The following is a 26,649-nucleotide window of genomic DNA, read 5'->3' as shown; positions in this document are numbered from 1 at the left end:
ATTGGCCGAAGAGTATCAAAGATTATTTAGTCTAATTAATCATTACCGAAAATATCAAAGATACTGTTGAATGGACTTTCATCTTCTTCCTCTTCACTTTCTGATTCAGAGCCACCACCAGAATCTGGTTCAGATTCTGATTCTGATTGACTATCATTATTTAAGAAAGGAATTGATGATCCACCACCCGAATGTATGTTACAGCTTCGAGTTGGTTTAGTTTCATAACGTGGATTACCATTTCTCTGCATTTTTGGAATTCCGTATTCCTGATCAATCTGCTGAACCGGTTCTCCGGCAGCTATGGTATAAGTACCTTTTACCAGATCCTCACTATCTTTGGCAGAATTGACTTCTCTAAAAGATTTTTGAGCTGGTCCTATTCTGATTCCAGATTTTCTGATATAATGTCTTTCTTCGATCTGATCAGCAGGACAGTCAGCTGTCGCCAGAAGGCCGCTTTGGCGGTCAACTCTAACAGTTTCTACAGGACCGTGCAGGCTCTCTTTTTCAGTTGGCTCAGTTCCTTTTTTATATGGTAAAACATCGATTCTTGGTGAATATTCATTTGAAAGTAAACCGGTATATGGATCAACATCTACTTCAATTACATTATCCGGCATCTGGAAATTAATGATCGGCATATCTTTAACAGCTGCCCGCATATAATCTCCCCAGATTTGAGCTGCTTCACCACTACCAACAGTTTTAATATCATATTCCATTGAGCGTCTTGTATCCTCACCAATCCAGACACTTGTTGCAATTTGGGAGGTAAAGCCGACAAACCAGGCATCAGTATAATCGTTAGTTGTACCTGTTTTACCGCCAACATCACGGTCCATTTGAGCTCTACGTCCAGTTCCATTATCAACAACACTTTTTAACATTGATTTAATTAAATAGCTGTCAGCCTGAGACATTACCATTTTACTTTTAGGTTCTGCTTCGTAAATTAAGTTTTCATGTTTATCATAAACCTTTGTGATGGCATGTGGCTCAGTGTAAATTCCCTTATTTGCAAAAACACTATAAGCAGCAGCCATTTCAATCGGAGTTACCCCTCGATTCAAGCCACCAAGTGCCAGAGAATAATGGTCACTATGTCCATCTGACTTAGTAAAGGTGGAAATACCTAACTTTTCGGTAAAGTCAATTACACTTTTAACTCCAACATCTTTGATTAACTTAACTGCAGCCACATTAACAGAATTGGTAAGAGCTGTGTTGACATTAATTAAACCCCGATAGCGGTCACCATAGTTTCTGGGCCAGATACTTAAGTTATCACCTTTATTGCTGTCAGAAGCCAGCATCGGTAGGTCATTAATTATAGTTCCGGTTGTATAACCCCCTTCAATTAGGGCTGTAGAATAGACAAAGGGTTTAAAAGCTGAACCAGGCTGTCTTACCGCCTGATAGGCACGATTAAACTGATCAGTACCTCGACCCCCAACCATCGCTCTAACTGCACCGGAATTAACATCTAAGCTGACTAGTGAGAGCTGTGGCTGTAAATTTTGACTGCCTCTGCTTTGAAAAGAAGGAATAAAGCCATTTTTAATCTTATTTTTGATTGTAGTTTCTGCTAATCTCTGCATCTTGGGATCTAAAGTTGTATGTACTTTTAAACCACCATTATAGACCAAAGAAGCACCAAAACGATCAATTAGCTGATCTCTAACATAAAGAATAAAATAATGAGCTATATTTTCTTTTTCTTCCTCTTCTGCAGTATCTAAGTTTAATTCTGCGTTTTTAGCCTGATCTCTTTCAGCTTCAGTAATATAATCTAGTTCATACATTCTATCCAGAACAACATTTCTTCTTTTGACTGCTAATTCTGGGTTGCGCAGGGGAGAATAATTATTCGGTGACTGCGGCAGTCCCGCAATTAAAGCTGATTCAGCCAGAGTTAAATCTTCTACACTTTTGCCAAAATACTGCAGAGAAGCAGTTTCAACTCCATAAGCACTGTGGCCTAAAAAGATTTCATTTAAATACATCTCTAAAATTTCAGATTTGGTATACAGCCTTTCAAACTGAATCGCCAGATAAACCTCCTGAATTTTACGCAGATAGGTCTTATCCAGACTTAAAAAAGCATTTCTCGCCAGCTGCTGGGTGATTGTACTTGCACCCTGATCTGTGAGATCTCCCTTAATTATATTATTGATCATTGCTCTTCCGATGCCCCAGAAATCAATACCGTGGTGCACATAAAATTTAGTATCTTCAATAGCTATAATTGCATTTTTTAAATCTTCCGGAATTCTTTCTAAAGGAACATAAACTCTATTTTCTTTAAATAATTTTGTTAAAAGTTCACCCTCAGCATCATAAATCATAGTTGCCTCACTTGAACCCTTATAATCTGTAATATCAGGAGAATCCTGAATAATCCAGGTGACAGCACCTAAGATAGCGCCTGCTCCCAGGGCAAAAATAATTAAAAAACTTATTAAAAATATTGCCTTTGTTTTTTTCTTCATTACTTAACCTCCCGTCACTAAAATATTATAACATAAAACAGCTGTTTATGGTACCCCTTGTTGTTAATTAATCTATCTGTTATAATGTAAAGACAAAGGATACAGGAGGTGAAGTACCTGTTGCTCAGAATATGGAACAGGTGTTTTTTATGGAAATTAATGAACAGTTAAAGATACTAAAAAGAGGGGTAAGTGATCTTATCTCTGAGGAAGAATTGGAAAAGAAATTAAAAAAAGCTAAAAAAGAAGGGAGACCTTTAAAAGTTAAACTCGGACTTGATCCATCTGCCCCGGATATTCACTTAGGTCATACAGTGGTTCTGCGCAAGTTAAAGCAGTTTCAGGATTTAGGTCACGAGGTTTATCTAATTATTGGAGATTTCACCGGTATGATTGGAGATCCAACCGGCAAATCTGAAACAAGAAACCAGCTGACCAAAGAGGAAGTTTTAGAAAATGCGCATACATATCAGGAACAGTTTTCTAAAGTTTTAGATCCGGAAAAGACTAATGTTGTTTTTAATGGTAAGTGGTTAGGTAAAATGGATTTTGCCGATGTTTTAGAACTTTCAGCCCATTATACAGTTGCCAGAATGTTAGAGCGTGATGACTTTTCCAAGCGCTATAGTGCAGGTAAGCCAATTGGTATTCACGAATTTTTCTATCCTTTAATGCAGGGTTATGATTCAGTTGCAATTGAAGCTGATGTTGAGCTTGGTGGAACTGATCAGCGTTTTAACCTTTTAGTTGGACGTAAGCTGCAGCAGGAATACGGTCAGGAGCCTCAGGTTGTATTAATGATGCCTCTCTTAGAAGGTTTAGATGGTGTCAATAAAATGAGTAAGAGTTTAGACAACTATATAGGAGTTTACGATGAGCCAGCCGACATGTTTGGTAAGGTAATGTCAATTCCGGATGATATGATTGTCCGTTATTTTGAACTTCTAACCGATATTTCAATTGAGCGTCTTGATGAGATTAAAGCAGCACTTAAGCGGGATGACTTTAATCCAATGGAGCTCAAAAAAGAACTGGCAGCTCAAATTGTAGAAGAATATCATGATAAAGAAGCTGCAGTTGAGGCTCGTCAGGAATTTGAAAGTGTCTTTTCTAAGGGTAATTTACCGGAAGATATTCCTGTGATTGAGATTGCAGAATCTGATTTAGAAGATGGTGAACTCTGGATAGTTAAGCTGGTAGCTGCTACCGGTTTAGTTGATTCCAACAGTCAGGTCCGCCGGCTGATTAAACAGGGGGCTGTAACAATAGATGACGAAAAATATGAAAAAATAAATCTGGACCTTGAAGTGAAAGATGGAATGATTATTCAAATTGGAAAGCGCCGCTTCGCTAAAATTAAATTAGTTTAAAATAAATATAACTTTAATGTAACTAATTGAATTTTAGCTGCAGCCGTTATCAAAAGGTCAGCTGCATTAGTTATTAGGAGAAGAATATATACTTAAGGAACAAGGAGAAGGATAAATTTTTGCTTTCTCTTAGATATTTTAAATCGGAACAACTTTGAATAGAATTAATTATGGAATAGATTGTTCGATGTCTCACTGAACCTCCTTTTATAGACGCATGGACGGTTCTGCATTTGCACAGCGGTGCGTCAAACTGAGCTTTTTAAATAGTTTTGAGTTTAATAAAAGCGAAGGAGTTAGAACAATTCATAATTAATTTTTCATGAAAAGCGTCGTGGAGATTAATATCTGAGAGAAATAAATAAATTTGAAAGGAAGGTTTAAATGATTAAAAGTGGAGATGAAATAAGACAGGCTTATCTTGATTTTTTTAAATCAAAGGGACACCTGATTTTAGATAGTGCACCCCTGGTTCCAAAGAATGACCCAAGTCTGTTATGGATAAATGCGGGGATGGCTCCCTTTAAGCCTTATTTTGACGGCAGTCTTGAGCCACCTAAAAAACGTATTGCTACCAGCCAGAAGTGTATCCGTACAAATGATATAGAAAATGTAGGTAAAACAGCACGCCACCACACCTACTTTGAGATGCTGGGTAATTTTTCTTTTGGTGATTACTTTAAAGAAAAAGCTATTATCTGGGGTTGGGAGTTTGTAACTGAAGTGCTGGAGCTTGATCCGGATAAATTGTGGATTACAATTTACGAGGATGATGACGAAGCATTTGCTATCTGGCACGATAAAGTTGGCCTCCCCAAAGAAAGAATCGTTAGAATGGGTAAAAAAGAAAATTTCTGGCAGATTGGAACTGGACCCTGTGGTCCCTGCTCTGAAATTCATTATGACCGCGGTGCAGAAGCCGGTGACAGTAAAGAAGATGTACTTGGTGGTGAGGGAGATAGATATTTAGAAATTTGGAACCTGGTTTTTACTCAGTACAACTATACTGAAGAGGGAGAATACAAGGAACTCCCTAATAAAAATATTGATACAGGGATGGGTTTGGAAAGAGTAGCTTCTATTTTACAGGAAACAGAAACCAACTTTGAAACAGATTTAATTAAGCCGATAATTGATCAGGCAGTAGACATGGCAGGTATTCCTTACCAAAAGGATGAGGAAAGTCTAACTGCTTACAGGGTTATTGCTGATCATATCCGCTCAGCCTCTGTTGCTATTTCTGATGGAGCACTACCTTCAAACGAAGGTCGCGGCTATGTAATCCGCCGTTTAATCAGAAGAGCAGCCCGCTACGGCCGCAAATTAGGTTTTGAAGAACCTTTTTTATATAAATTGGTAGAAAAAACTGCTGAAGTTGTTAAAGGAGTCGCACCTAATCTCAAAAAACAGCTGGCCCATGTTAAAAATGTTTTAAAATCTGAGGAAGAAAGTTTTCTCAAAACCTTAGAACAGGGTCTAAATATTTTAGAAACTATGCTGAATGATCTCAAAGCAGAAGGTAAAGAAATTTTAGGTGGAAAAAGTGCCTTTAAATTATATGATACCTATGGTTTTCCACTTGATTTAACAGAAGATATTGCAGCTGAAGCTGGAATTAAGGTTGACCAGGAAGGTTTCGAAAAAGAAATGGCAGCTCAGCGTAAGCGAGCTAGAGAAGCCAGAGCCGAAACTTCTTTCAGCAGTGGAGAAGTAGAAAAATTATACGCTGAATTTAAAGATCAAATTAAAGAAGATAACTTTACCGGTTATCATTCATTAAAGGAAAAAACCGAAGTTGTAGGGCTGCTTCGGGATAATCAGAAAGTAAGTAAACTGACAGAGGGAGATCAGGGAGAGATTATACTTGCAAAAACTCCATTTTATGCAGAAAGTGGAGGCCAGATCGGTGATAAAGGTGTAATCAAAACTGATAACTTCGAAGCAGAAGTTAATGATACAGTAAAAAAAGCAGAAGTTTTTGTACATCGGGTTGAGGTTAAATCAGGTCAGGTTGAGCTCAGAGATGAGGTAGAAGCTGTAGTCTATAATAATCGACGTCAGGCAACAGCCAGACATCACTCAGCAACCCATTTACTGCATAAAGCTTTAAAAGAAGTCTTAGGTGACCATGTTAACCAGTCAGGTTCTCTGGTAGCTCCTGACAGACTGCGTTTTGACTTCACTCATTTTTCTGCTCTGACAGAAGCGGAAATTGATGAGATAGAGAGAAAGGTAAATCAGGCTGTGCTGGAAAACTATTCGGTAGAAACTGAATACAAAACCCTGGATGAAGCCAAAGCAATGGGAGCAACCGCACTCTTTGGTGAAAAATATGGTGAAGAAGTTAGGGTTGTCAGAATGGGAGATTTCAGCATGGAATTATGTGGAGGAACCCATGTCAATGCAACCGGAGATATTGGAGCTTTTAAAATAGTTTCTGAAAGCGGTATTGCAGCAGGTGTCAGAAGAATTGAAGCCTTAACCGGGGAATATGCTCTGGATTATTTTAATTCAAAACTAGAAATTCTGGATCAGACAGCAGCTGAATTAAAAACAGACCCTGATAATCTTTTAAACAGAGTCAAACAGCTGCAGAAAAACCAAAAAGAGCTGGAAAAAGAACTTGAAATTTTAAAACAAAAGTTAGCGGGTTCTAAAAAAGATGAGTTAATCGATCAGCTGCAGCAGATTGAAGGAATTAATGTGCTGACAGCAGAACTTGAAAATCTAGATAACTCTGCTTTGAGGAATTTAAATGATCAGCTGAAAGATAAAATTGATTCTGCAGTGATTGTACTGGCCAGCAAAGGCGAAAATAAGGTGATTTTTGTTGCTTCGGTAACTAAGGATTTAATCGAAAAAGGCTTTAAAGCTGGAGATATTATTGCCAAAGCAGCTAAAGTTGCCGGCGGTGGTGGTGGAGGACGTCCTGATATGGCCCAGGCAGGAGGTTCAAAACCGGAAAAAACTGCTGCGGCACTGGCAGAAGTAGAAAAAATTGTTAAAGAAATAGCTGGTTAATCATTTCTAAGGCATCTTTTTAAAATTAAATTAAAATTAAATTTTTAAAAAAACAAGGATTTTTAAGCTGACTGCAGAAATATTAAAATAAGACAAATTTAAATACAGGATGTGATATAAATGGCCGCAGAAGATTTTAGTGATAAAACAATGCGATTTAAAATCAATAAAGAAGAATTAAGTGAAGCCGCATTTGTCTTGAATAAGGTATCTAAGGCCCTGGAAGAAAAAGGATATAATCCTATTAATCAAATTGTCGGATATTTACTTTCTGGAGATCCAGCTTATATAACAAGTTATAAGGATGCCAGGACAATGATTAGAACTATTGATAGAGATGAGTTAATAGAAGAATTACTGCGCAGTTATTTAAATGACTAGCAGCAGACAGATTAAAGGCAGCTGGAAATTTCAGCTGCTAATTTTTTTGTCATAGTATATTGTTCAAAATACAGCAAAAATTTAAAGTCGATAAATTTGCTTATTGCTGCAAATGATTATATAATAATTTATCGAAGTATGAAATTGGAGGCATTTGATTTGAGAATTTTAGGAATAGATTATGGAAATAAAAGAGTGGGGGTTGCTGTTAGTGATGCTCTGGGTTGGACGGCTCAGCCGCTGGATACTCTTGCGATGCATGGACATCAGGAGTTATTAACAGAGATTAAAGCTTATTTAGAAAAATATGATGTAGAAAAAATAGTGGTCGGAATGCCCTTCAATATGGACGGCAGCCGGGGCAAGAGAGCAGAAATAACTCAGGCTTTTATTAATTTTTTAAAAAATAATTTGGAGCTTCCAATTGTAATTCAGGACGAAAGATTGACAACCAGTCAGGCAAAAAACATTTTACTGGAGGCAGATGTCAGCCGTAAAGGCAGAAAAAAAGTGATAGACAAGATGGCAGCTGCTTTAATTCTGCAGTCCTATCTTAACTCAAAGTAAAACGATAGGTACCAAACGATAGGTACCAGGTACAAATCAGCTGATTTGTACCTGGTACAGAAGAATTAAATCACAAACCAACAAAATGAAAGGGGTATTTTAAGATGAGTAATGGTAAGTTTTGGATCGATGAAGATCAAAAGGAATTAGTTTTATCAGATGGCACAGGTGAAAGCCGTTTTATTATAGAAGATGATTTAGTGATTGATGGAGTTAAGTATTTAATTATTGTTGATGCTAGAGCCGGCGAAGATGCAGATGCAACAGTAATTAAGATTTTAAATGAAGGTGAAGAAGAAATTATAGTTCCGGTTGAAGAAAAAGAAGAATTCGAAAAGGTACAGGCAGCCTATTTAGAAGATATGGAATAAATTTAAGCATTAAAGCCAGCAGCACTTTAAAGCAGGTCAGCAGTTTTAGTTAATTTAAATGAGAGGAAGATTTTGAAGTTGAAAAGAGCAGCTTTTATATTTTTAATCTTTATTATAATACTCAGCTTTTCGCTGAGGGTTTATTCTTTAATTGAGCCTATAAATGAGGTTGAGCCGATTGACATCATGGTGGAGATAGAACCAGGGATGAGCGGCCGAGCAATTGCCAATCTGCTGGAAGAAGAGGGAGTTATTAAATCTTCGACGACCTTTTATCTGCTGCTGCGTCTGCAGAATTTTAATAATTTACAGGCCGGATATTATCGTTTTTCAACTTCAGATTCCTCTCTGGAAATCATAGATAAGCTGCGTCGGGGAGATGAAGAAAATTTTAATGTTACAATACCAGAGGGTTTTACTTTGGCAGAGATTTTAAACCGCTTTGAAGGGTTAATAATTCCCGAATACGAAAAAGAGCTTTTGCGGGAAAAAATTAATCTGGAAATTTCAAAACTGGATCTAGAAAAAAATTTGGAGTCAGTCGAAGCTGATCCAGAATTAATTTATCCGGCAGAAGGAATTATTGTGCCTACTACCTATAATTTTCCAATGAGCTATCAGGAAGAAGATATAGCTGTTTCTCTAATCAATTATTTTAAAAATAACAGACTTCCCTTTTTAAAAGAAGCAGCAGCTGAAAGTGAATATTCAGCTTATGAAATTCTAATTATCGCCTCTCTAATTGAAAAGGAAGGCAAAATAGAAGAGGAAAAGAAAACTATTGCTTCTGTAATCTATAATCGCTTAGCTGAGGGAATGGCCCTCCAGCTGGATGCAACTGTGCAGTATGCTCTAATTGAGCGGAGAGATAAAGTTTTATATTCTGACTTAAAGGTTGATTCTCCTTATAATACTTATCAGATGAATAAGCTGCCGCCAACTCCGATTGCCAGCCCAGGTGATCCGGCATTAAAAGCTGCGGTTAATCCTGCAGAAACTGATTATTTCTTTTATTTTGCTAAAGAAGACGGCAGCCATGTTTTTACTAAAACATACGAAGAACACCTTAGAAAACAGCGGGAACTGTCAAATTAAATTAAGCTGCGGCAAATAATTAAGATTGTTAAAACATAAAGGAAGTAGATTATGAAACTGACTGATATCAACAGCAAATTTTCGGAAAGCAAATATATTGAGCCTAAATTTAAAAAGGTAGAAAACGAATGCAGAAAAAATCATATTCCAATTATCGATCGAGATGCGGCGGCTCTTTTGAAGCTGCAGCTTAAATTAAAGCAGCCCCAAAGAATTTTAGAGATTGGCACCGCTCACGGTTTTTCTACCTTGCTTTTAGCCGAGGCAAGCCCAGAGACTGCTAAGATTACTGCAGTCGAATTAGATTCACAGCGGGCATTAAAGGCCAGAGAAAACTTTGCTAAATATAATTATCAGAAAAAAATAGATTTAAAACTTGGAGATGCCTTTGATGTTTTAATGTATTTAAAAAATGATTATGACTTTATTTTTCTTGATGCTGCTAAGGGGCAGTATTTTTATCTTTTTGAATATATAATGGAGCTTTTAGCTCCTGGTGGAATTTTAATTGCAGATAATGTTCTATATAAAGGAAAGGTTTTAGAAAAGAAAGAACAGCGGCCTAAAATTAGAACAATGGTAAAAAATTTAAAAAAATATTTAAAAATAATAATGAACCACCCAGAACTTGATTCAACAATTGTAACTGCAGGTGATGGGATGGCAATTAGCAGGAGGAAAGATATAAATGAATAAAATAGAATTACTGGCACCGGCGGGAAGTTTAGAAAAATTAAAAACTTCCATTTTGTTTGGGGCAGATGCTGTATATTGTGGAGGTTTAAACTTTGGCTTAAGAGCCGGAGCAGATAACTTTAGTGTTGAGGAACTAAAAGAGGGAATAGAATTTGCTCACCAGCGTGATAAAAAGGTGTATATGACCTTAAATATGATTCCCCACAATAAGGAACTGGCTCAACTTCCAGAGTATATAGAAGAAATTAGAGAACTTAATTTAGATGCTTTAATTATTTCTGATCCCGGTGTTTTTGCCTTTGTCAAAAAAGAAATGCCGGAGATGGAAATTCACATCAGCACCCAGGCTAATAATGTTAACTGGGCTTCAGCTCTATTTTGGGCTGAGCAGGGTGCGGAAAGAATTATTCTGGCTCGTGAGCTGGATAGAGATGAAATTAAGGAGATTGCAGCTAAAACAGAGGGCAAAGTTGAACTGGAATATTTTGTCCACGGAGCAATGTGTATTTCTTATTCCGGCCGCTGTCTTTTGAGCAACTACTTTGTCGGTCGCGATGCAAACAAGGGTGATTGTGCCCAGTCCTGCCGCTGGAAGTACCATCTGGTAGAAGAAAAGCGGCCAGGAGAATATTATCCAATTGAGGAAAACGATCAGGGAACTTTTATTATGAACTCCCGGGATTTAAACCTGGCAGAAGAAATACCTGAGCTAATAGAAATCGGTTTAAGCAGCCTCAAAATAGAGGGCAGAATGAAAAGTGTCCACTATGCAGCTGCAGTTGTTAACACCTACAGGCAGCTAATTGATCAGTACTATGCTGATCCGGAAAACTATCAGGCTGATCCTAAACTTTTAGCCGAGCTCAGAAAGATCAGCCACAGGGATTATACCAAAGGTTTTTATTACGGTAAACCTGGTTCAGAAGGTCAGAGATATGAAAGCTCTTCCTATTTAAGAACTTACGATTTTATGGGAGTAGTAAAAGCTTATGATCCTGAAGCCCAAGAAGCAGTGGTTGAGGTTAGAAATAAGATTTTTAAAGGTGATGAACTGGAATTTATAGTTCCTGGCCAGAAAACCTTTACTATCAGAGCTGATTATCTCTTAGATGAAGAGGGAGCAGAAATTGAAGCAGCTCCGCATCCAAAACAGCTGATCAAAATACCGCTGACTGAAGAAGTTCCAATCGGTTCCTTACTTCGCCGCCAGAAGGAGAATTAGAATGAAAGATACTCTAAAATTAAGATATGAGGTTGACCCCACAGAAATTAACTATATAGACATGATAATTAAGGCCTATGAAGGAATAGGTAAGGTTAATGTAGACCATAATAAACCCGGCCAAATTTGGATTGATGTCACTAAAGGTACTAAAAAAGAAGTAAAAGAGGTAATGGCTGATTTAGGGCAGGAATTTAAGGTTAAATTAATTTATGAAGAATAGTCAATGCTGACTGCAATATAATTTATCCGCTTGAAGCCTGATTTGACAGGCATCATAGAATTAAAAAATAAAGGCTGTAAAATTGTAAAATAAGAACATTTGACAAGCAGCAGTTAATTGTTTATTATTAAGTTACTAATCACATATAATTATTAATAAGCTTATAAGGAAATGATGTTTTGTCAGAAGAAAATTAAAGGAGGAAGATTATATTATACATTTTACTATCAGTTTACAACAGGGAGGTAATATATCATGCTGAGCAGAAATAAAGTTTTAATCTCGGTAATGTTACTCCTCATAATGGTGTCTTTTGTCAATCTCGAGGAAGCAGAAGCTCTGGATTTAGCTGAATTTGGCAGCAGAGCGTTGAGCAGAGGCGACGAAGGAATAGATGTAGCAGTTTTACAGCAGAAATTAAAGCAGTTAAATTATTATCAGGGAAGTATAGATGGTATTTACGGTGGTGGCACAGTCGAAGCTGTCAAAAAATTCCAGAGAGACAATAAGCTTCAGGTTGATGGAGTTTTTGGTCAGAGTTCATTTGATAAATTGCCTGAACTGCAGGCAGATTTAAATTATAACATATCAAGAGATGACATAATCTTGCTGGCCAGAATAATCCACGGAGAAGCCAGAGGTGAGGACTTTAAAGGTAAAGTAGCAGTTGGTTCGGTAATCTTAAATAGAATTAAGAGTAACCACTTTCCCAATTCTATTAGAGATGTTATCTTACAGAAGGGACAGTTCAGCAGTTTAATGGATGGTCAGGCTAACTACTATCCAGGAGAAGAAGAACTGCAGGCGGCAAGAGCGGCTTTATTGGGTTATGATCCAACAATGGGTTCGATCTATTTCTATAATCCGGATATAGCTACAAATACAGCCTGGATATCTCAGCGAAACTTTGTGACCCGAATCGGTGGACATGTATTTTTGAGATAAGACTATAAAAAAACTATAAAAAAGATGAATTTTAAAATAAAAAATACAGATAAATAAAAGTATAGCACCCTAATAGGGTGCTATTTTTTAAGAGATTGATATCCAATTTTTGTTATCTAGGTAAAAATTTATTTTTCTTCCTGCAGTTCTTTCATATTTTCCATACATTCGCCACAGATAGTTCTACCTTTATATTCTATAGTGTCATCTGCACTACCGCAGAATATGCAGGCAGGCTCATATTTTTTTAGAATAATTTTTTCTTCATCAACAAAAATTTCCATAGGATCTTTTTTATTGATATTCATAGTTTTTCTGAGCTCAATTGGAATTACCATTCTACCCAAATCATCAATTTTACGGACGATACCAGTAGATTTCATGTTAATTCTCCTTTCTTAACATATTTCGACAAAATATTTCTATTTATTACATTATATAATTAAATAGACCCTTAGTCAATAGCCAAATGTTATTTTTTAAAGTAAAATATGGATATTTAAGCGGAAAAATTAAAAAAACTTATTAATATCTGCGTAGATTTATGATAGAATGTAAATAGTCATTTAAAAGAGGTGTTAATTATGGAGAATCTAAAAGAAAAGTTTAAGCGTAAATTAGCCGAAAATAATTATAAATTAACAAAACAGCGGGAAGTTATTTTAGGAACCATTCTGGGAAATAAAAACTGGCACTTTACAGCTGAGGATCTTTTTGCTGCTGTCAAGAAAAAAGATCAGGATATCGGAATGGCCACTATTTACAGAACTCTGGAGCTAATGCAGAATTTGAAGATTATAAATGTCCACGACTTTAATGAAGATTCTCGCATCTATGAATTATACTCAGAAGAATCACACCATCACCATCTGATCTGCAAAAAATGTGGTAAACTGGTAGAGTTCAGCGATCAAGATATAGATTATTTAGAATCAGAGCTGGAAGCTAAGTATGATTTTAAGGTTACAGAGCATAAATTAAGATTTTACGGTTATTGTAGAGATTGCAAGTAAAGAAATTTATTCAGAAAAGAGGAATTTATTCATCTATAAAGAATATGATAATATAGAAGTAAAGAGAGGTAGGTTGAGTTATGAAAGAGACAAAACAGTGTTTAAAAGATTTAATCGTATTTCAAAACCTGGATCCAGAAGAATTAGAATTATTATGTCAAAATTCTTATGCTAAACTTTACGAAAAAGATGAGATCATCTTTTTTGAAAATGACAGTGTAAAAAAACTATACTTATTAATAAACGGTAAGGTTAAACTCTCTATGCTTTCTGCAGAAGGTAAAGAAAAAGTGCTGACAATTCTGCAGGAGGGAGATATTTTTGGTGAGCTTTCTTTATTTGATGAAGATCCTCACCCTCTTACCGCTGAGGCAATGGATGATGCCCGTTTGTTAATCATTCCCTGGAATGAAATGGAAAAAATGATTATTAAAAGACCTTCTCTGGCAATTAAAATAATTGAGGCTTTATCCAAAAAGACACGCCTCTTAACAAGTCAGGTTAGAGAATTAGTGTTTCAGGATGCTGCAGGAAGATTAGCCAGTTTACTCTCCCGATTGGCCGAAGATTTTGGCCGAGAAATTGAAGAGGGAACAGTTATCGATTTAGTTTTAACACATCAGGAGATTGCTAATTTAATTGGTTCTTCCAGAGTTACAGTTACTAAGTTGATTAATAAGTTTATAGATGACGGCATGATTACAATTAAAAAAAGAAAAATTATTATTAAAGACTTTGAATCACTGGGAGAAAGACTGCAGACAATTTTTTAACTTTCAGTTGGAGATAATTCCTGTGGTCTGAAATAATACATAACAGACACGCTGGTAGTATATCATTCTGGCGTGTTTTGATTTTTTAAACATTTTTAATTTAAGATTTTAGGAGGCAGAAGATGAGTATTTTTATACCAGATAGTGAAACAAAGTTATATGGTTTATTAGGTAAAACTTTAAGCCATTCGATTTCGCCATCCCTGCATAATAATGGGTTTAGAGACTTAGGACTCAACGCTGTTTACTTAATGCTGGAAACAAAAGAAAAGAACTTAGAAGAGTATATTAATTCACTAAAAACCCTGGGTTTTTCCGGCTGGAATGTGACCATTCCCTATAAAGAAAGTATAATCCCCTATTTAAATGGGTTTTCTTCTTTAGCCAGAGCCTCAGGAGCTGTCAATACTGTTTTAAATCGAAGAGGCCGTTTGACCGGCTATAACACTGATGTGATTGGATTTCAGCGACAGGTAGAAGAATCAGGCTTTGCTGCTAAAGATAAGCGGGCAGTTGTGATTGGAGCCGGTGGAGCAGCAAGAGCAGTAATTGCAGCTTTAATCCAGCTTGATTTAGCTGATATCACGATAATTAACCGGACTGTAGAGAATGCAGAAGAATTAGCAGGACTTTTCAGAGAAGATAATCCTAAGCAAAATATTGATTTCTGCAGTTTGGAAGAGCAGGAATATGCAGACCCTCTAAAAGCAGCCGATCTGGTAGTTGATACAACTCCAGTTGGGATGTATAGTAATAATATCAAAAATAATTTAGTAATCAATCCTGAGTACCTACACAAAGATCAGCTGGTAATCGATTTAGTTTATAATCCTCTAAAGACTGAGATTTTAAAGGAAGCAGAAAAAAGAGGAGCTCAGATTGGAAATGGACTGCCGACTTTGATTTATCAAGCAGAAGCTTCATTTAAACTCTGGACACAGGAGATGCCACCTAAGAAAAAATGGTATCAGATAGCAGAGGCAGCAGTAGCTAAAATAGAGGCTGAATCCTAAAAAATTACTCTTTTGGGTAATATATTTTTATAAAAAAATATTTTATAATTAAATTAAAGTGAGGGAATTATAAATTAAATACTAAAAGCAAAGCAGTTTAAAGGCTGTGACGCAAAAACATAAGTCTAAGGGATGATTCCTATGATTGTTATGTTTGCCTCAGGTGTAAAAAATTGCCAAAGTGAATATACTAATGGCAATTTTTTGCTTTATAAACTTAAATTATCAAAAAGATTAAAATTAAATTAGAAAAGTGCAGGAAAAATTAATATTCTGTCGAATTTTGTTATAATAGCAAAATAATTTACAAATTATTTCAAAAATCGATAAAAAATTTTATTGTGGGGTGATAATTTGGCTTTCGGAAACCGCAAAAAAATAGGAGAACTTTTATTAGACCATGAATATATAAATAGAGAACAGTTAGATCTAGCTTTAGAAAAGATGAAGAACACTGACAAAAAAATTGGAGAAGTTTTAGTTGAATTAGGGTATATTCGGGAAGAAGATTTAATAGAAGTTTTGGAATTTCAAAGAGGAATTCCACACGCAGATTTGGATAAATATTTTTTTGATCCTTCTCTATCAGAATTAATTCCTGAAAATATGGCACGAAGATATTTAGCGGTTCCTATTGAAAAAAAAGGAGAAAGCAAATTAAAGGTTGTAATGGCAGATCCAACAGATCTGGTAGCTATAGATGATTTAGAAATGTTAAGCAATTTAACTATTGAACCACTTTATGGTGCTCCTAATCAAATTCGTTCAGCTATAAATAGGCTGTATGGTAGTGAAGATATAGACATTTCCAATATTTTCGAAGATTTTAATTTAGATGATGTAGAAGATGTATCTGACAACCAAAATGAAGAGATATATGAAGAGGCAGAGCTCAGAGAAATGGTTGATGAAGCACCAATAATAAAATTGGCAAATTATGTTATTTCTAAAGCTTATCAAAAAGGTGCAAGTGATATTCATATTGAGCCTGAAGAAAATAATATTAGAGTTCGATTCAGAATTGATGGTGTTTTAAAAAAGGAAATGACAGCACCAAAATCTTCTCATAGAGCTTTAGTTTCCAGAATTAAGATTATTGCTAATCTAGATATTACCGAACATCGAGTACCCCAGGATGGCCGAATAAAGATGATTTTTAAAGGAGAAAATCTGGATATGCGTGTTTCTACTTTACCAACAATTAAAGGGGAAAAGGTAGTTATTCGTCTTTTAGCAAGAAATACGAACCTTCTAGATTTAGATAATTTAGGCTTATCAGATTATAATAGAGTTAAATTTGGAAATTTAATCAAAAAACCGAATGGTGTTCTATTACTAACTGGACCAACTGGGAGTGGAAAGTCAACAACTCTTTTTGCAGCTTTAAATGAACTTAATAGCCCTAAAATAAATATCGTTACAATTGAAGATCCAGTTGAATATCAAATTTCTGGTATTAATCAGGTTCAGGCTAAGGTAAAGGCAGGATTAACTTTTGCTAAAACACTTAGGTCAATTTTAAGACAGGATCCAGATATAATAATGATTGGAGAAATGCGAGATGAAGAAACTGCAGAAATAGCTGTCCGATCTGCTTTAACTGGGCATCTCGTTTTTAGTACTCTCCATACAAACGATGCCGTTAGTTCAATTACTAGATTGGTTGATATTGGGTTAGCACCATATCTTGTAGCTGCTTCTTTAAATGGTGTAGTAGCTCAGAGGCTTGTTAGAAGGCTCTGTCCTCATTGTAAAGAAAAAAGAAAATTGGATAAGCTTGATTTAAAATACCTGGGAGATCCTGAAATTGAAGAAGCATATTTTGCAGTCGGTTGTGAAAAGTGTAATAATACTGGCTATAATGGACGTTTAGCAATTCAGGAAATTTTTGAGGTAGATAATAGGGTAAAAGAAATGATAAGTGATAATATTTCTAAAGAAAAAATAAGTGAATATGCAAAAAACAATGGAATGATAACTTTAAAAGAAGATGGAATTACCAAAATTAAAGCAGGAGAAACAGATGTTTCTGAGGTTGAAAGAATTATATATTAACAATAGATTGGAGAGTGATGTTTTTGGAATTTGAAGAGCTATTAAAAATAGTATCTCAGGAAGATCAGATTTCTGATCTTCATTTAACAGTATTTTCTCCCCCTTATATTAGGAAAAATGGGAAGCTTAGACCCTATGATAAGTATAATAAAGAATTAAGTGTTGAAGATACTGAAAATTTAGCTAAAGAAATGATGAGTGATAAACAGTACAAAGAATTTAAGGAAAAAGGAGAAATTGATTTTTCATATAGAATTCCTGGTACATCTAGATTTAGAGTTAATGCTTATCATCAAAGAGGTAGTGTAGGAATTGCTTTAAGAATAATTCCCAATGAGGTACCTACAATTGACAGCATGAATCTTCCGGATGTATTTAAAAGGCTTGCCTATCAGCGAATGGGGCTTGTTTTAAGCACTGGTCCAACTGGAAGTGGTAAATCTACAACCCAGGCAGCAATAATTAATGAAATAAATCATAATCGACAGCTGCATATTATGACATTAGAAGATCCAATAGAATATCTTCATAAACATAATAAAAGCCTTGTTCATCAGCGAGAAATTGGCAGTGATACTAATAATTTTAAGAGAGGATTAAGAGCCTGTCTTAGACAGGATCCTGATGTAATTTTAGTAGGAGAAATGAGAGATTTAGAGACAATTCAGATTGCTTTAGAAGCAGCAGAAACGGGACATTTAGTACTGGCTACTCTGCACACCAACAGTGCTCCAGCAACCATAGATCGAATAATAGATGTTTTTCCAGCGGCTCAGCAGGATCAAATAAAAATACAGCTTGCTTCAGTCATCAGTGCTGTAATAGCTCAGCAGTTAATTCCAACTAGAGATCAGAGTGGAAGAGCTGCAGCTTTTGAAATAATGATGGCGACATCGGCTATCAGAAATATTATTCGTGAAGGGAAAACTAATCAGATTTATTCGGCAATCCAAACTGGAGGTCGCTATAATATGACTACAATGGATAATTCTCTTCTAAAATTATATAAGCGGGGAAAAATATCAAGGGAATCAGTTTTACATCACTGTAATGATATTAAATATGTTAATGAAAACCTGCGGTAGTTTTATCTTCTAAGTTAAAGGAGGTGCAAAATGGCTCAACTTTATAGTTATAAGGCTCGTGGACAGTCAGGACAGGTTTTAAATGGAAATTTAGAAGCAGCAAGTAGAGAAGATGCCGCTAATCAGCTAAGAGAAAGAAATTTATATGCTGTATCTATTAAAGCAGTTGAAAGTGATAGAGAAAGAAAAGAATCAAGGCTGACAAGGGATATAAATTTATCTGAATTCAATATTTTTGGTGGTGGATATAAGATTTCGGAGCTTGCAAATTTTGCTCAGAGGCTTTCTGTTTTAATCACAGCCGGGATACCCATTGTCAGATCCATTACCATAATTAAAAAGCAGTCAAATTCTAAACATGAAAAAAATATGTTAGAAAAACTCTTATCCAGAGTTGAAGCCGGAGAGACATTATCTTCTGCTTTAAAAGAACATCCTAAATATTTTCCTAAATTATTTATTCATTTAATAAAAGCCGGGGAAACCGGTGGTGTTTTAGATGAAGTATTATCTGAATTAGTAGAGTATTATCGTGAGCGTGATAAAACTAATAAGCAGGTTAAATCTGCTCTTTATTATCCAATTGTGATAGTGATTGTTGCTGTTATAGCTGTATTTATATTGATTGGTTTTGTTCTGCCAAATATTTTAAAGATGCTGGTTAATTTTGGAGGGGAGATTCCTCTGCCAACAAAAATATTAATTTTTGTCAGTAATATTATTTCTTCTTACTGGTGGGCAATCTTAATTGTCTTATTAGCAGGGTTATTTTTACTGAGCACTTATATTAAAACTCCTAAAGGTAAATTAAATAAGGATAAGTTATTATTGAAAATTCCTGTTATAGGAGATTTGATTAGAAAAGTTGTAATAGCAAGATTTGCCAGTACTATGGCACTTTTAATTAAAAGTGGAGTTAATATAATCAATGCACTGCCTGTTATTGAAGAAGTTGTAGATAATGAAGTTTTTGCAGATGTTTTATTAGAAACCAGAATGAGAGTTAGAGAGGGATCAACACTTTCGGAACCAATTCGTCAGAGCGGAGAATTTCCACCAATGGTAGTCCAGATGTTAAAAGTTGGTGAAGAAAGTGGTAATATAGAGGATATGTTGAATAAAATATCCGCTTATTATGACATGGAAGTTGCAAATGCAATTGAAGGCAGTATTTCTTTAATTGAGCCGGTAATGATAATTGTTTTAGCTGTAATTGTTGGTGGAATTGTAGCTTCGGTTATTTTGCCGCTGTTCAGTATTTACAGTAATTTCTAAGCTAAAAAAGGAGGTGAAGGACAAAAAAAGAGCTTGTAGTTGAAATTTCAGTTAATTTTTTAACAAAATGAGGAGGAATAAAAAATGAAGAAAATAAGAGATATTTTAAAAAGAAATGAAGGTTTTACTTTAATTGAGTTGTTAATTGTTATTGTTATTATCGGTGTGCTGGCGGCAATAGCTGTACCTAATATAGCTGGATTGGGAGATAGTGCTAATGAAGAGGCTGTTAGAGCAAATTTAAGAACTTTAGCTGTTGAAATTGAATCTCATAGGGCAAATGGTGATAATTTCAGTTTAGAAAATTATAATGGTTGGAATGAGTTAAATAATATGGATAGTATTTCAGTTAATAATAATGGTGAGAACACATATGATGGATACAACATTGTAGTAGAAGAAAATAATGGTGACTTTTCATATACACTAAGTTCAGGAGGTCAAATCACAACAGGTGGAACTATTACTACTGGTGAATAATAAAATTAATGATTCTTTAAGTTTTATAATCTTAATTGGAAAGGGCTATTAATATTGAGTTTAAAAAATACAATTAAAGTTATTAATCTTGCTCTTTTTATATTTATTACATCTTTAATTATTTATATAGTAAGATGTCATTTAGTAATGTTAGATGGTAAAGTAACACAATTTTGGGGCAGTTTCATTAATCTTGATTTTTATTCATATTATAAAATGATATTTTTCTTAACTGCCTCATTTTTTCTTTTAATCACTTTTCTTAAATATGTTGATTTAAACGGAATCAAAAAGACAAATTATTATCTTCCAGCAGCTGTTTACAGTATTTTCGTAGTTTTGTCTTCATTTAAGGCAGAATATAAAGAAATAGTGATTAAGGGTTTTCCGGATCGCTATGAAAATATATTTGTTTTACTGGGATATTTACTGCTGGTGGTAGTGGCTGTTAATATAGTTGACAATAAAAAATCATTTAAACTGATTTTAAAAGCTTTATTTATATCAGCTTTTATTTTAGCTATTCACGGTATACTTCAGTTTTATAACTATGATTTACTGACAACAGAATTTGGTAGAAAATTAATTACACCTGATGGACTGGATTTTTTTGTAGACCGTCTGAGCTTTATTGGGAGAAGAATTATTTATTCAACCATGTATAATCCCAATTATGTGGGCAGTTATGCTTCCATGGTGGGAATATTAGCACTTGGTTTATACAGCAGTTCTCAAAAGAAAAAGAAATTATTTATATCAGGTATTTTGAGTACACTGTTATTTGCATTTTTAATTGGGTCTCGCTCCCGGGCTGGGTTTATGGGTTTTATCGCTGGAACAGTAATTATATTATATATGCAGCGGCAGTTTTTAAAAAAACACTGGATAAGAATTTTTGTTATTTTTACTGTTTTTACTTTAGTTTTTATTACCATGAATGCTAGAAATCTGGATGAAATTTTTAGTGATGTTCTATTTCCCAAAACTGAGCAGGAAAAATATCTAGAAGGGGAGATTTTGCCGCCAATAACAGAAGTGAGTTCTGAAGCTGGTAAATTGAAATTAAAAACAGCTGAAGCAGAATTTGAGATAATAATGGCTTCAGATCAGATTAAAGTTTTGAATAAACAGCCGCTCAATGTTTACAACTCAAAAGATGAAGTTAAAGAAATTATTTTTAAGGGTAAACAATATCTTCATCACAGCTTTCAGATAAATGAAAAGGAAAATTATCTAATCTGGAATTATGGTGCTAAGAGTGCCCAGTTTTATTATCAGGATGGGCAGATTTTAATGGCAGGAATGCATAATAATTTATATCCTTTAAAGAAAGTTGAAAGCATTGGCTTTAAGGGTTATGAAAGATTAGGTTCATCCAGAGCCTATATCTGGTCAAGAACTTTACCATTACTAAAAGATACAATTTTCATTGGCCACGGTCCTGATACTTATGCAATGTATTTTCCCCAAGATGATGTAATCGGAAAACTTAAATTTTTTAGTAATCCTAAAATTATAGTGGATAAACCCCACAATTTATATTTACAGATAGCTATTAATACAGGTATTATTTCACTACTAGTTTTATTGTATTTATGGGGGAATTATATATTTTCGTCATTTGTTTTGTATAATAATAGTGATTTAAGCAGCTGGCAGAATAGATTGGGGATTGCACTGCTGGGAGCAGTTAGTGCTTATTTAGTTGCAGGATTTTTTAATGACAGTGTTATATCTGTAGCTCCTGTTTTCTGGATTATATTAGGTTTAGGTATTTCTTTAACGATTTTAGCAAAGGGAAATTAGATTATTTGGAGGTTGATTTATGTTTAAAGTTATAACTAGTAATAGTGGTTTTACTTTAATTGAATTATTAATCGTAATAGTTATAATAGGAGTTTTAGCTTCAATAGCCATGCCTAATTTAATGGGGATTAGAGAAGAAGCTCGACGAGAAGCTGTAATTTTTAATACCAGGACCTTATTAACAGAGATAGAAGTATATAGATTTAAAGAAGGAACATATCCTACTGCTGCCAATACTTCAACTTTTATTACTAATTTTAGAGATGAATTTAATGCATTAGATAGTATAGTTCAGGAAATAGGAATAGAAAGTTATGAACCATATCATTATAACAGTGATGGTGATAGTTTTGTTTTTTCAGTTAAACTCCCAGGTGAAAGTGAAACTGAATATGTAGGTATTAAATCTAACGGTGATTTAGAAGAAGGTTTAAACAGTCATTTAAATTTAGAATAATTATTTAAATATATAAAATGAATGGAAGGTTTATATGATATTTTTATTATTTATAACAGGATTGGTAATTGGTAGTTTTTTAAATGTAGTTATTTATAGACTGCCGACAGGGAAATCAATTATTTATCCACCATCGCACTGTCCAGACTGCGAACATAAGTTAAGCCCGCTGGAACTAATTCCAGTTTTAAGTTATATCTTTTTAAGAGGGAAATGCAAAAACTGTAAAGCAGATATTTCAATCAGATATCCTATTATCGAATTGTTAACCGGAATTATATTTATTATAAATTATATTTATATATCTGATTTAATCATATTAGCTGCAGGTTTAGTATTTTCGTCGCTGATGATAGTACTGACAATGATTGATTTTGATCATCAAATACTTCCAGATCAATTAACTCTTGGTGGCCTTGTAGCAGGATTAAGTTTTAGCTTTTTTAGAACTGATATAACTTTTATTTATTCTTTATTGGGTATTTTAGCAGCTGGAGGTTTACTATTTTTAATAGCTTTTTTAAGTAAAGGTGGTATGGGTGGAGGAGATATCAAAATGATGGCAATGGTTGGTAGTTTTACAGGGCCAGTAATTGCTGTAACTGCAGTCTTTTTAGGTGCTTTAATTGCTTTGATGGCCCATCTACCTGGTGTTATTTCTGGAAAAACTGGTATGAAAACTAAATTACCTTTTGGACCATTTTTGGCTGTGGCTTCTTTAATACTTTGGTTTTATTCAGAAGAACTATTTGCTATGTATTTATCACTTATTTTTTAATGAGAGGAGAAGCCTAAATGAAGATTTTAAAAAATAATCAAGGATTTACATTAGTAGAAGTTATATTAGCTTTTACAATAATAATTCTCTTAATTACAACATTTGCTGGGGCTGTTCTTGTTGGATTTAGAAGTGAAAGAACTACCAGAAATATAGATCTGGCTTCTTCAATGTCTGCAAGTATACTTGATTATTTAGCTAACTCTAAAAATCTGAAAAATATTATAAATTCAGATGGAGTTGATCTAATCAGTGGAAGTTATTCAAGTGATATAAGGAGTTTTATAGAAGATGATTTAGATACTGTTTCGCCTTCTATAATACAGCAACAACTTTCAGATATTTTTGATGATCATATAGCTAATAATAGATTTAATTATTTAGAAAAATCAGAAATAGAAATTTCTGAATCAGAAGTTTCTGATGATTTAGATTTATATAACATTAAATTAACTATTTTTTGGGAGGAAGAGCAGGGGGAAGGGACATACGAAATCGAAACAATGATGGGTGCTGATTAAAATGAAAAATAATAGAGGGTTTACTTTAGTTGAAGTGTTAATTACCTTTACAATCTTATTAATAGTTCTGACTTTGATGGCTGCTATTTTAGTTCAGTCATTTGATATTTTTAGAGATAGCACAGAGCGGGTTAGTAATAATCGTTTAACCCAAATTATGATTGAAGATATTACTCAGAATATTAGAGAATATAAATATTTTGATTTTACTACTCCTGATACTTGGAAATTTTGGTATGATGAAATTGATAAAGATGCTGAAAATGCAGATTTTGTAATTCTAAAAAATACTAATAAATTAGAATTAAAAAAGAAAGTAGCTGAAAATCTACCTTTAAATAAAGAAAGGGCTCTAACCAATTTAGTAGAATTTAAGTTAAAAAATTATGCAGGTGAGAAAATTATTCTTTATAAAAGATACAAAGATGGAACTGGTATAATCAAATTTAAAAATGGAACCACAATAGTTTTTGAAGATGACAAGATAAAATTCACTGATGATATTAAAATAAAATATGTAGATAGTAGTGGTAATAATAAAGAAAAAACTTTTACAGGTGGTACCGAAATAAGGCTTATTGAAGGTAATGAGATAAGATTGGAAGATAACACAAAAATAAATCGAGATAATGTTAGAAAAATTATTGTTGATGGTATAGAAATTGATTTTAATAACAATGCATTTGAATTTGAGATAAGAGTAGATTTAGGAAATGGTAATGTTATTGAAGAATTAAAAACTGTATATCCTCGTAACTTTAGTTTCTGGAGGTGATCATTATGAAAAAAAATATTAAAAATAATGACGGTATAGCTTTAGTAATGGTTATTTTATTATTAGCTTTGGTTGGAAGTTTAGCTACTGCTATGATGCTTATGTATTCTTCAAATATAGGTTTAGTACAGGATGCAGCTGCACGCAGTCAGGCATTTTATGCAGCTGAAGGTGGAGCAAATTATCTTGATTTAAAGTTAAATAAATTTTATCAAGATAATATTGCTGGTAAAGGTTTTTTTTCAGCTGAAAAAATTTATAAAGAGCTGCAGAAATTGCAAAGCCAATTTGAAGATGATTTAAATATTGCGGGTTATGGTATTACTATTGAATTTAATCCACATTCTAATTATGAAGAAAATAATATTTATATCTATGAAATTACAGCTGATAATGGTAATGAAAGTGAGACTATTAGAGTTGAATATTTAATTGAGCATTTAATTGATTATTTTAAATATTCTAGATTTGCAAATAAAATTAATCTCAATGGGTATAATCGATTTTATAATGTAGATGATCACAGTTTTGGAACTGCTGAAGTTTTATATAGTAAATGGTCTAACAGTTCCTCTTATTTTGAGGGAGAATTAGTAGTCCATGATAATAAGGTTTATGTCAGCAAAGGTGATTATTCTGCAGGTGAAGCAGTAGAACCTGGAGAAGATAACTGGCAGGATAACTGGATGATTGATAATTCTTTTAAAGAATGGAATAATGATAAGATTTATAGATCACGAGAAAAAGTGATTTATGATAACGAAATTTATACAAGTAAAGTTAATGATAATGAAACACAACCGGATCCTGATAATCCTAATAATGATTATTGGGAAATAAATGATCCAGATATATCAAAAGTAGGACTTGCTAAGGGAAAGGTTGATTATAATCAAACATCACTTCCTGATCCGAAAGATTATGATTATCAAGAAAAAATTGTAGAAGAATTTAAGAGAAGATTAGATGAAGAAGGCGGCTACACTTATGAAGATGATCAGGGAAGTTATAGTAATTGGAGTAATCAATCTTATTCTGTTGGTACAAAAATTAATTATAATGGTAAAGTGTATAAGGTTGCTAAAGATAATTATCGTACTGTTTTTGGAATACCGATATATAAAATTCCTCAGCCTGAACCACAACCTGATTTAGAACCTGATTCAGAGGATTATAATGGTTGGAGAGATTATTGGGTAGAAATGAATGCAGGTCAGGCTTTTATAGATGACAATAACCAATTTTACAATGATGGAAATTATATTTACATTGATGGAGATTTGACACCTAATGTAGCAGCAAGTATGGATTTTTCAAAAGCAGATGATGTACTTCATATTTTAGTTGATGGAGAAATAAGTCCTTATGCAAATCTTTCTCTTGATGGAAATGCAAATATAATTTTTTATACAACTGCTGAGACAGTTTCGTTTGAAAATGGTCATATTACTATGCCTTGGGAATCTGATATTAATTTAGCATATTTTGCTCCTTTTGCAACTTATACAAGTAATGATTTTAGTGGTGGTTATGCTTCTTCAATGATATTTAATGAAATAAATTATACAGATCAGGATATTTCAAGTGTTAAAACTTACTCTGAAGATAATCCTCTAAGGGGAAGTATAGATCCTGGTATAGCAGATTTAACAAGAGTTCATGGTGGTAACTATAGCTATAATAGTGATAAAACTGGTCCTATCAGATTAGACTGGAGCGTAATTAGATAAATAAAATAGAAGGGAGATGAATTATATGGCAGTAAGTCCATTATCTTTAATCAAAGGAATAAAGTATGTTAGTCTTGATTTTGGACACAATAGTATTAAATATTTAAGCAGCAGAGCAAAAAATGGCAAGCTAAAGCTGCTTGCATCTGGTAGGAGAGAATTACCTCCTGGAACAATTAAAGATGGTAAGATTATCGATACTCATCTTTTAACAAAAATTATTGCAGATATTTTTAATGAAAAAGATATGAAACCAGGTGTTTTATTGGTTACACCAGCTTCTGGACAGGAGTTTGTTAGAAATCTTAAAATGCCTAAAATGCCTGAAGATGAGTTAAAAGAGGCCTTGGTCTGGGAGGTTCAGGATTTTATGGATATTGAGGTGGAAAAAATTGCTTTAGATTATATTACACCACTTTACAAAAAAATTAGATAAAAAATTGGCGACTTATTCCTTCTTTTGATATAATATTTGTTACCTACAACAAATATGAAAGGAATAAAC

26 protein-coding genes and 1 riboswitch are annotated in these 26,649 nt (G+C 33.9%); of the genes, 24 read left to right on the top strand and 2 right to left on the bottom strand.

Translation table 11 applies throughout. The features are described 5' to 3' along the window. Positions 1–35: 35 nt before the first annotated feature. Positions 36–2,492 carry a penicillin-binding protein 1A gene (locus C7954_RS00130; RefSeq protein WP_110301168.1) on the bottom strand — a complete coding sequence of 819 codons (2,457 nt, stop codon included), beginning with the start codon at positions 2,490–2,492 and terminating at the stop codon, positions 36–38. A 149-nt stretch (positions 2,493–2,641) separates the two neighbouring features. Between C7954_RS00130 and tyrS the strand changes: the two genes are divergently transcribed. The 10 genes from tyrS to C7954_RS00080 all read left to right on the top strand — a co-directional run bounded on the left by tyrS (position 2,642) and on the right by C7954_RS00080 (position 12,383). After that, positions 2,642–3,862, top strand: a complete 1,221-nt coding sequence (tyrS, locus tag C7954_RS00125; protein ID WP_073156326.1) for a tyrosine--tRNA ligase — start codon at positions 2,642–2,644, stop codon at positions 3,860–3,862. Between the two features lie 384 nt (positions 3,863–4,246). After that, on the top strand, positions 4,247–6,883 hold the full coding sequence (alaS, locus tag C7954_RS00120) for an alanine--tRNA ligase (protein ID WP_134058364.1): 2,637 nt from the start codon (positions 4,247–4,249) through the stop codon (positions 6,881–6,883). 120 nt (positions 6,884–7,003) lie between these two features. Further along, positions 7,004–7,264: an IreB family regulatory phosphoprotein gene (locus C7954_RS00115; protein ID WP_089655012.1), complete on the top strand. Its 261-nt coding sequence runs from the start codon at positions 7,004–7,006 to the stop codon at positions 7,262–7,264. Between the two features lie 159 nt (positions 7,265–7,423). Continuing rightward, entirely contained in the window at positions 7,424–7,831 is a 408-nt protein-coding gene (gene ruvX / locus C7954_RS00110) for a Holliday junction resolvase RuvX (RefSeq protein WP_073155926.1), read from the top strand. A gap of 104 nt (positions 7,832–7,935) precedes the next feature. Continuing rightward, the gene (locus C7954_RS00105; RefSeq protein WP_073155923.1) at positions 7,936–8,202 is read left to right on the top strand and encodes a DUF1292 domain-containing protein; all 267 of its coding nucleotides are present in this window, start codon (positions 7,936–7,938) and stop codon (positions 8,200–8,202) included. 72 nt (positions 8,203–8,274) lie between these two features. Then, positions 8,275–9,297: an endolytic transglycosylase MltG gene (mltG, locus tag C7954_RS00100; protein ID WP_243833625.1), complete on the top strand. Its 1,023-nt coding sequence runs from the start codon at positions 8,275–8,277 to the stop codon at positions 9,295–9,297. A gap of 51 nt (positions 9,298–9,348) precedes the next feature. Next, positions 9,349–9,993 (top strand): O-methyltransferase, encoded by a 645-nt coding sequence (locus C7954_RS00095; protein WP_073155918.1) that lies wholly within the window; start codon positions 9,349–9,351, stop codon positions 9,991–9,993. Beyond that, positions 9,986–11,215, top strand: coding sequence for a peptidase U32 family protein (locus C7954_RS00090; protein ID WP_089716643.1), 1,230 nt, complete (start codon positions 9,986–9,988; stop codon positions 11,213–11,215). The genes C7954_RS00095 and C7954_RS00090 overlap by 8 nt, the downstream gene beginning before the upstream one ends. Position 11,216: 1 nt before the next feature. Further along, positions 11,217–11,438, top strand: a complete 222-nt coding sequence (locus C7954_RS00085; protein WP_089716644.1) for a DUF4911 domain-containing protein — start codon at positions 11,217–11,219, stop codon at positions 11,436–11,438. A gap of 255 nt (positions 11,439–11,693) precedes the next feature. Further along, positions 11,694–12,383, top strand: a complete 690-nt coding sequence (locus C7954_RS00080; RefSeq protein WP_089716645.1) for a cell wall hydrolase — start codon at positions 11,694–11,696, stop codon at positions 12,381–12,383. A 128-nt stretch (positions 12,384–12,511) separates the two neighbouring features. On the opposite strand, the gene C7954_RS00075 is transcribed toward C7954_RS00080, so the two are convergent. After that, on the bottom strand, positions 12,512–12,766 hold the full coding sequence (locus tag C7954_RS00075; protein WP_073155909.1) for an AbrB/MazE/SpoVT family DNA-binding domain-containing protein: 255 nt from the start codon (positions 12,764–12,766) through the stop codon (positions 12,512–12,514). A gap of 201 nt (positions 12,767–12,967) precedes the next feature. Here C7954_RS00075 and C7954_RS00070 point away from each other — a divergent pair, with 201 nt between their 5' ends. The 14 genes from C7954_RS00070 (at position 12,968) to C7954_RS00005 (ending at position 26,580) form a co-directional block, all read left to right on the top strand. Continuing rightward, the gene (locus tag C7954_RS00070) at positions 12,968–13,396 is read left to right on the top strand and encodes a Fur family transcriptional regulator (RefSeq protein WP_089716646.1); all 429 of its coding nucleotides are present in this window, start codon (positions 12,968–12,970) and stop codon (positions 13,394–13,396) included. Between the two features lie 80 nt (positions 13,397–13,476). Continuing rightward, positions 13,477–14,169 (top strand): Crp/Fnr family transcriptional regulator, encoded by a 693-nt coding sequence (locus C7954_RS00065; RefSeq protein WP_089716647.1) that lies wholly within the window; start codon positions 13,477–13,479, stop codon positions 14,167–14,169. Positions 14,170–14,291: 122 nt separating this feature from the next. Next, a complete protein-coding gene (locus C7954_RS00060) occupies positions 14,292–15,182 on the top strand; it encodes a shikimate dehydrogenase (protein WP_134058362.1) in 891 nt (296 codons plus the stop codon). 76 nt (positions 15,183–15,258) lie between these two features. Beyond that, positions 15,259–15,344, top strand: a riboswitch (cyclic di-GMP riboswitch). Between the two features lie 192 nt (positions 15,345–15,536). Next, entirely contained in the window at positions 15,537–17,237 is a 1,701-nt protein-coding gene (locus tag C7954_RS00055; protein WP_110301362.1) for a GspE/PulE family protein, read from the top strand. Between the two features lie 23 nt (positions 17,238–17,260). Then, positions 17,261–18,322 (top strand): type IV pilus twitching motility protein PilT, encoded by a 1,062-nt coding sequence (locus tag C7954_RS00050; RefSeq protein ID WP_089719195.1) that lies wholly within the window; start codon positions 17,261–17,263, stop codon positions 18,320–18,322. Between the two features lie 30 nt (positions 18,323–18,352). Then, positions 18,353–19,597: a type II secretion system F family protein gene (locus tag C7954_RS00045; protein WP_134058360.1), complete on the top strand. Its 1,245-nt coding sequence runs from the start codon at positions 18,353–18,355 to the stop codon at positions 19,595–19,597. 84 nt (positions 19,598–19,681) lie between these two features. Then, the gene (locus C7954_RS00040; RefSeq protein WP_134058357.1) at positions 19,682–20,077 is read left to right on the top strand and encodes a prepilin-type N-terminal cleavage/methylation domain-containing protein; all 396 of its coding nucleotides are present in this window, start codon (positions 19,682–19,684) and stop codon (positions 20,075–20,077) included. A gap of 54 nt (positions 20,078–20,131) precedes the next feature. After that, positions 20,132–21,883 carry an O-antigen ligase family protein gene (locus C7954_RS00035; protein ID WP_134058354.1) on the top strand — a complete coding sequence of 584 codons (1,752 nt, stop codon included), beginning with the start codon at positions 20,132–20,134 and terminating at the stop codon, positions 21,881–21,883. 19 nt (positions 21,884–21,902) lie between these two features. Next, on the top strand, positions 21,903–22,340 hold the full coding sequence (locus C7954_RS00030; protein ID WP_089716654.1) for a prepilin-type N-terminal cleavage/methylation domain-containing protein: 438 nt from the start codon (positions 21,903–21,905) through the stop codon (positions 22,338–22,340). A 34-nt stretch (positions 22,341–22,374) separates the two neighbouring features. Beyond that, on the top strand, positions 22,375–23,118 hold the full coding sequence (locus C7954_RS00025) for a prepilin peptidase (RefSeq protein ID WP_114474592.1): 744 nt from the start codon (positions 22,375–22,377) through the stop codon (positions 23,116–23,118). Positions 23,119–23,135: 17 nt separating this feature from the next. After that, a complete protein-coding gene (locus C7954_RS00020; RefSeq protein WP_089716656.1) occupies positions 23,136–23,639 on the top strand; it encodes a type II secretion system protein in 504 nt (167 codons plus the stop codon). Between the two features lies 1 nt (position 23,640). Then, a complete protein-coding gene (locus tag C7954_RS00015) occupies positions 23,641–24,414 on the top strand; it encodes a type IV pilus modification PilV family protein (protein ID WP_134058351.1) in 774 nt (257 codons plus the stop codon). Between the two features lie 5 nt (positions 24,415–24,419). Further along, entirely contained in the window at positions 24,420–26,144 is a 1,725-nt protein-coding gene (locus C7954_RS00010; protein WP_114474590.1) for a pilus assembly PilX N-terminal domain-containing protein, read from the top strand. Between the two features lie 25 nt (positions 26,145–26,169). Next, positions 26,170–26,580: a type IV pilus biogenesis protein PilM gene (locus tag C7954_RS00005; RefSeq protein ID WP_134058348.1), complete on the top strand. Its 411-nt coding sequence runs from the start codon at positions 26,170–26,172 to the stop codon at positions 26,578–26,580. Positions 26,581–26,649 lie beyond the last annotated feature (69 nt).

This window comes from Halanaerobium congolense (genome assembly GCF_004366375.1).
Classification (GTDB): Bacteria; Bacillota; Halanaerobiia; order Halanaerobiales; family Halanaerobiaceae; genus Halanaerobium; species Halanaerobium congolense.
Note: the sequence above shows the minus strand (reverse complement) of the source record. Positions and strands in the feature narration are given on the sequence as shown.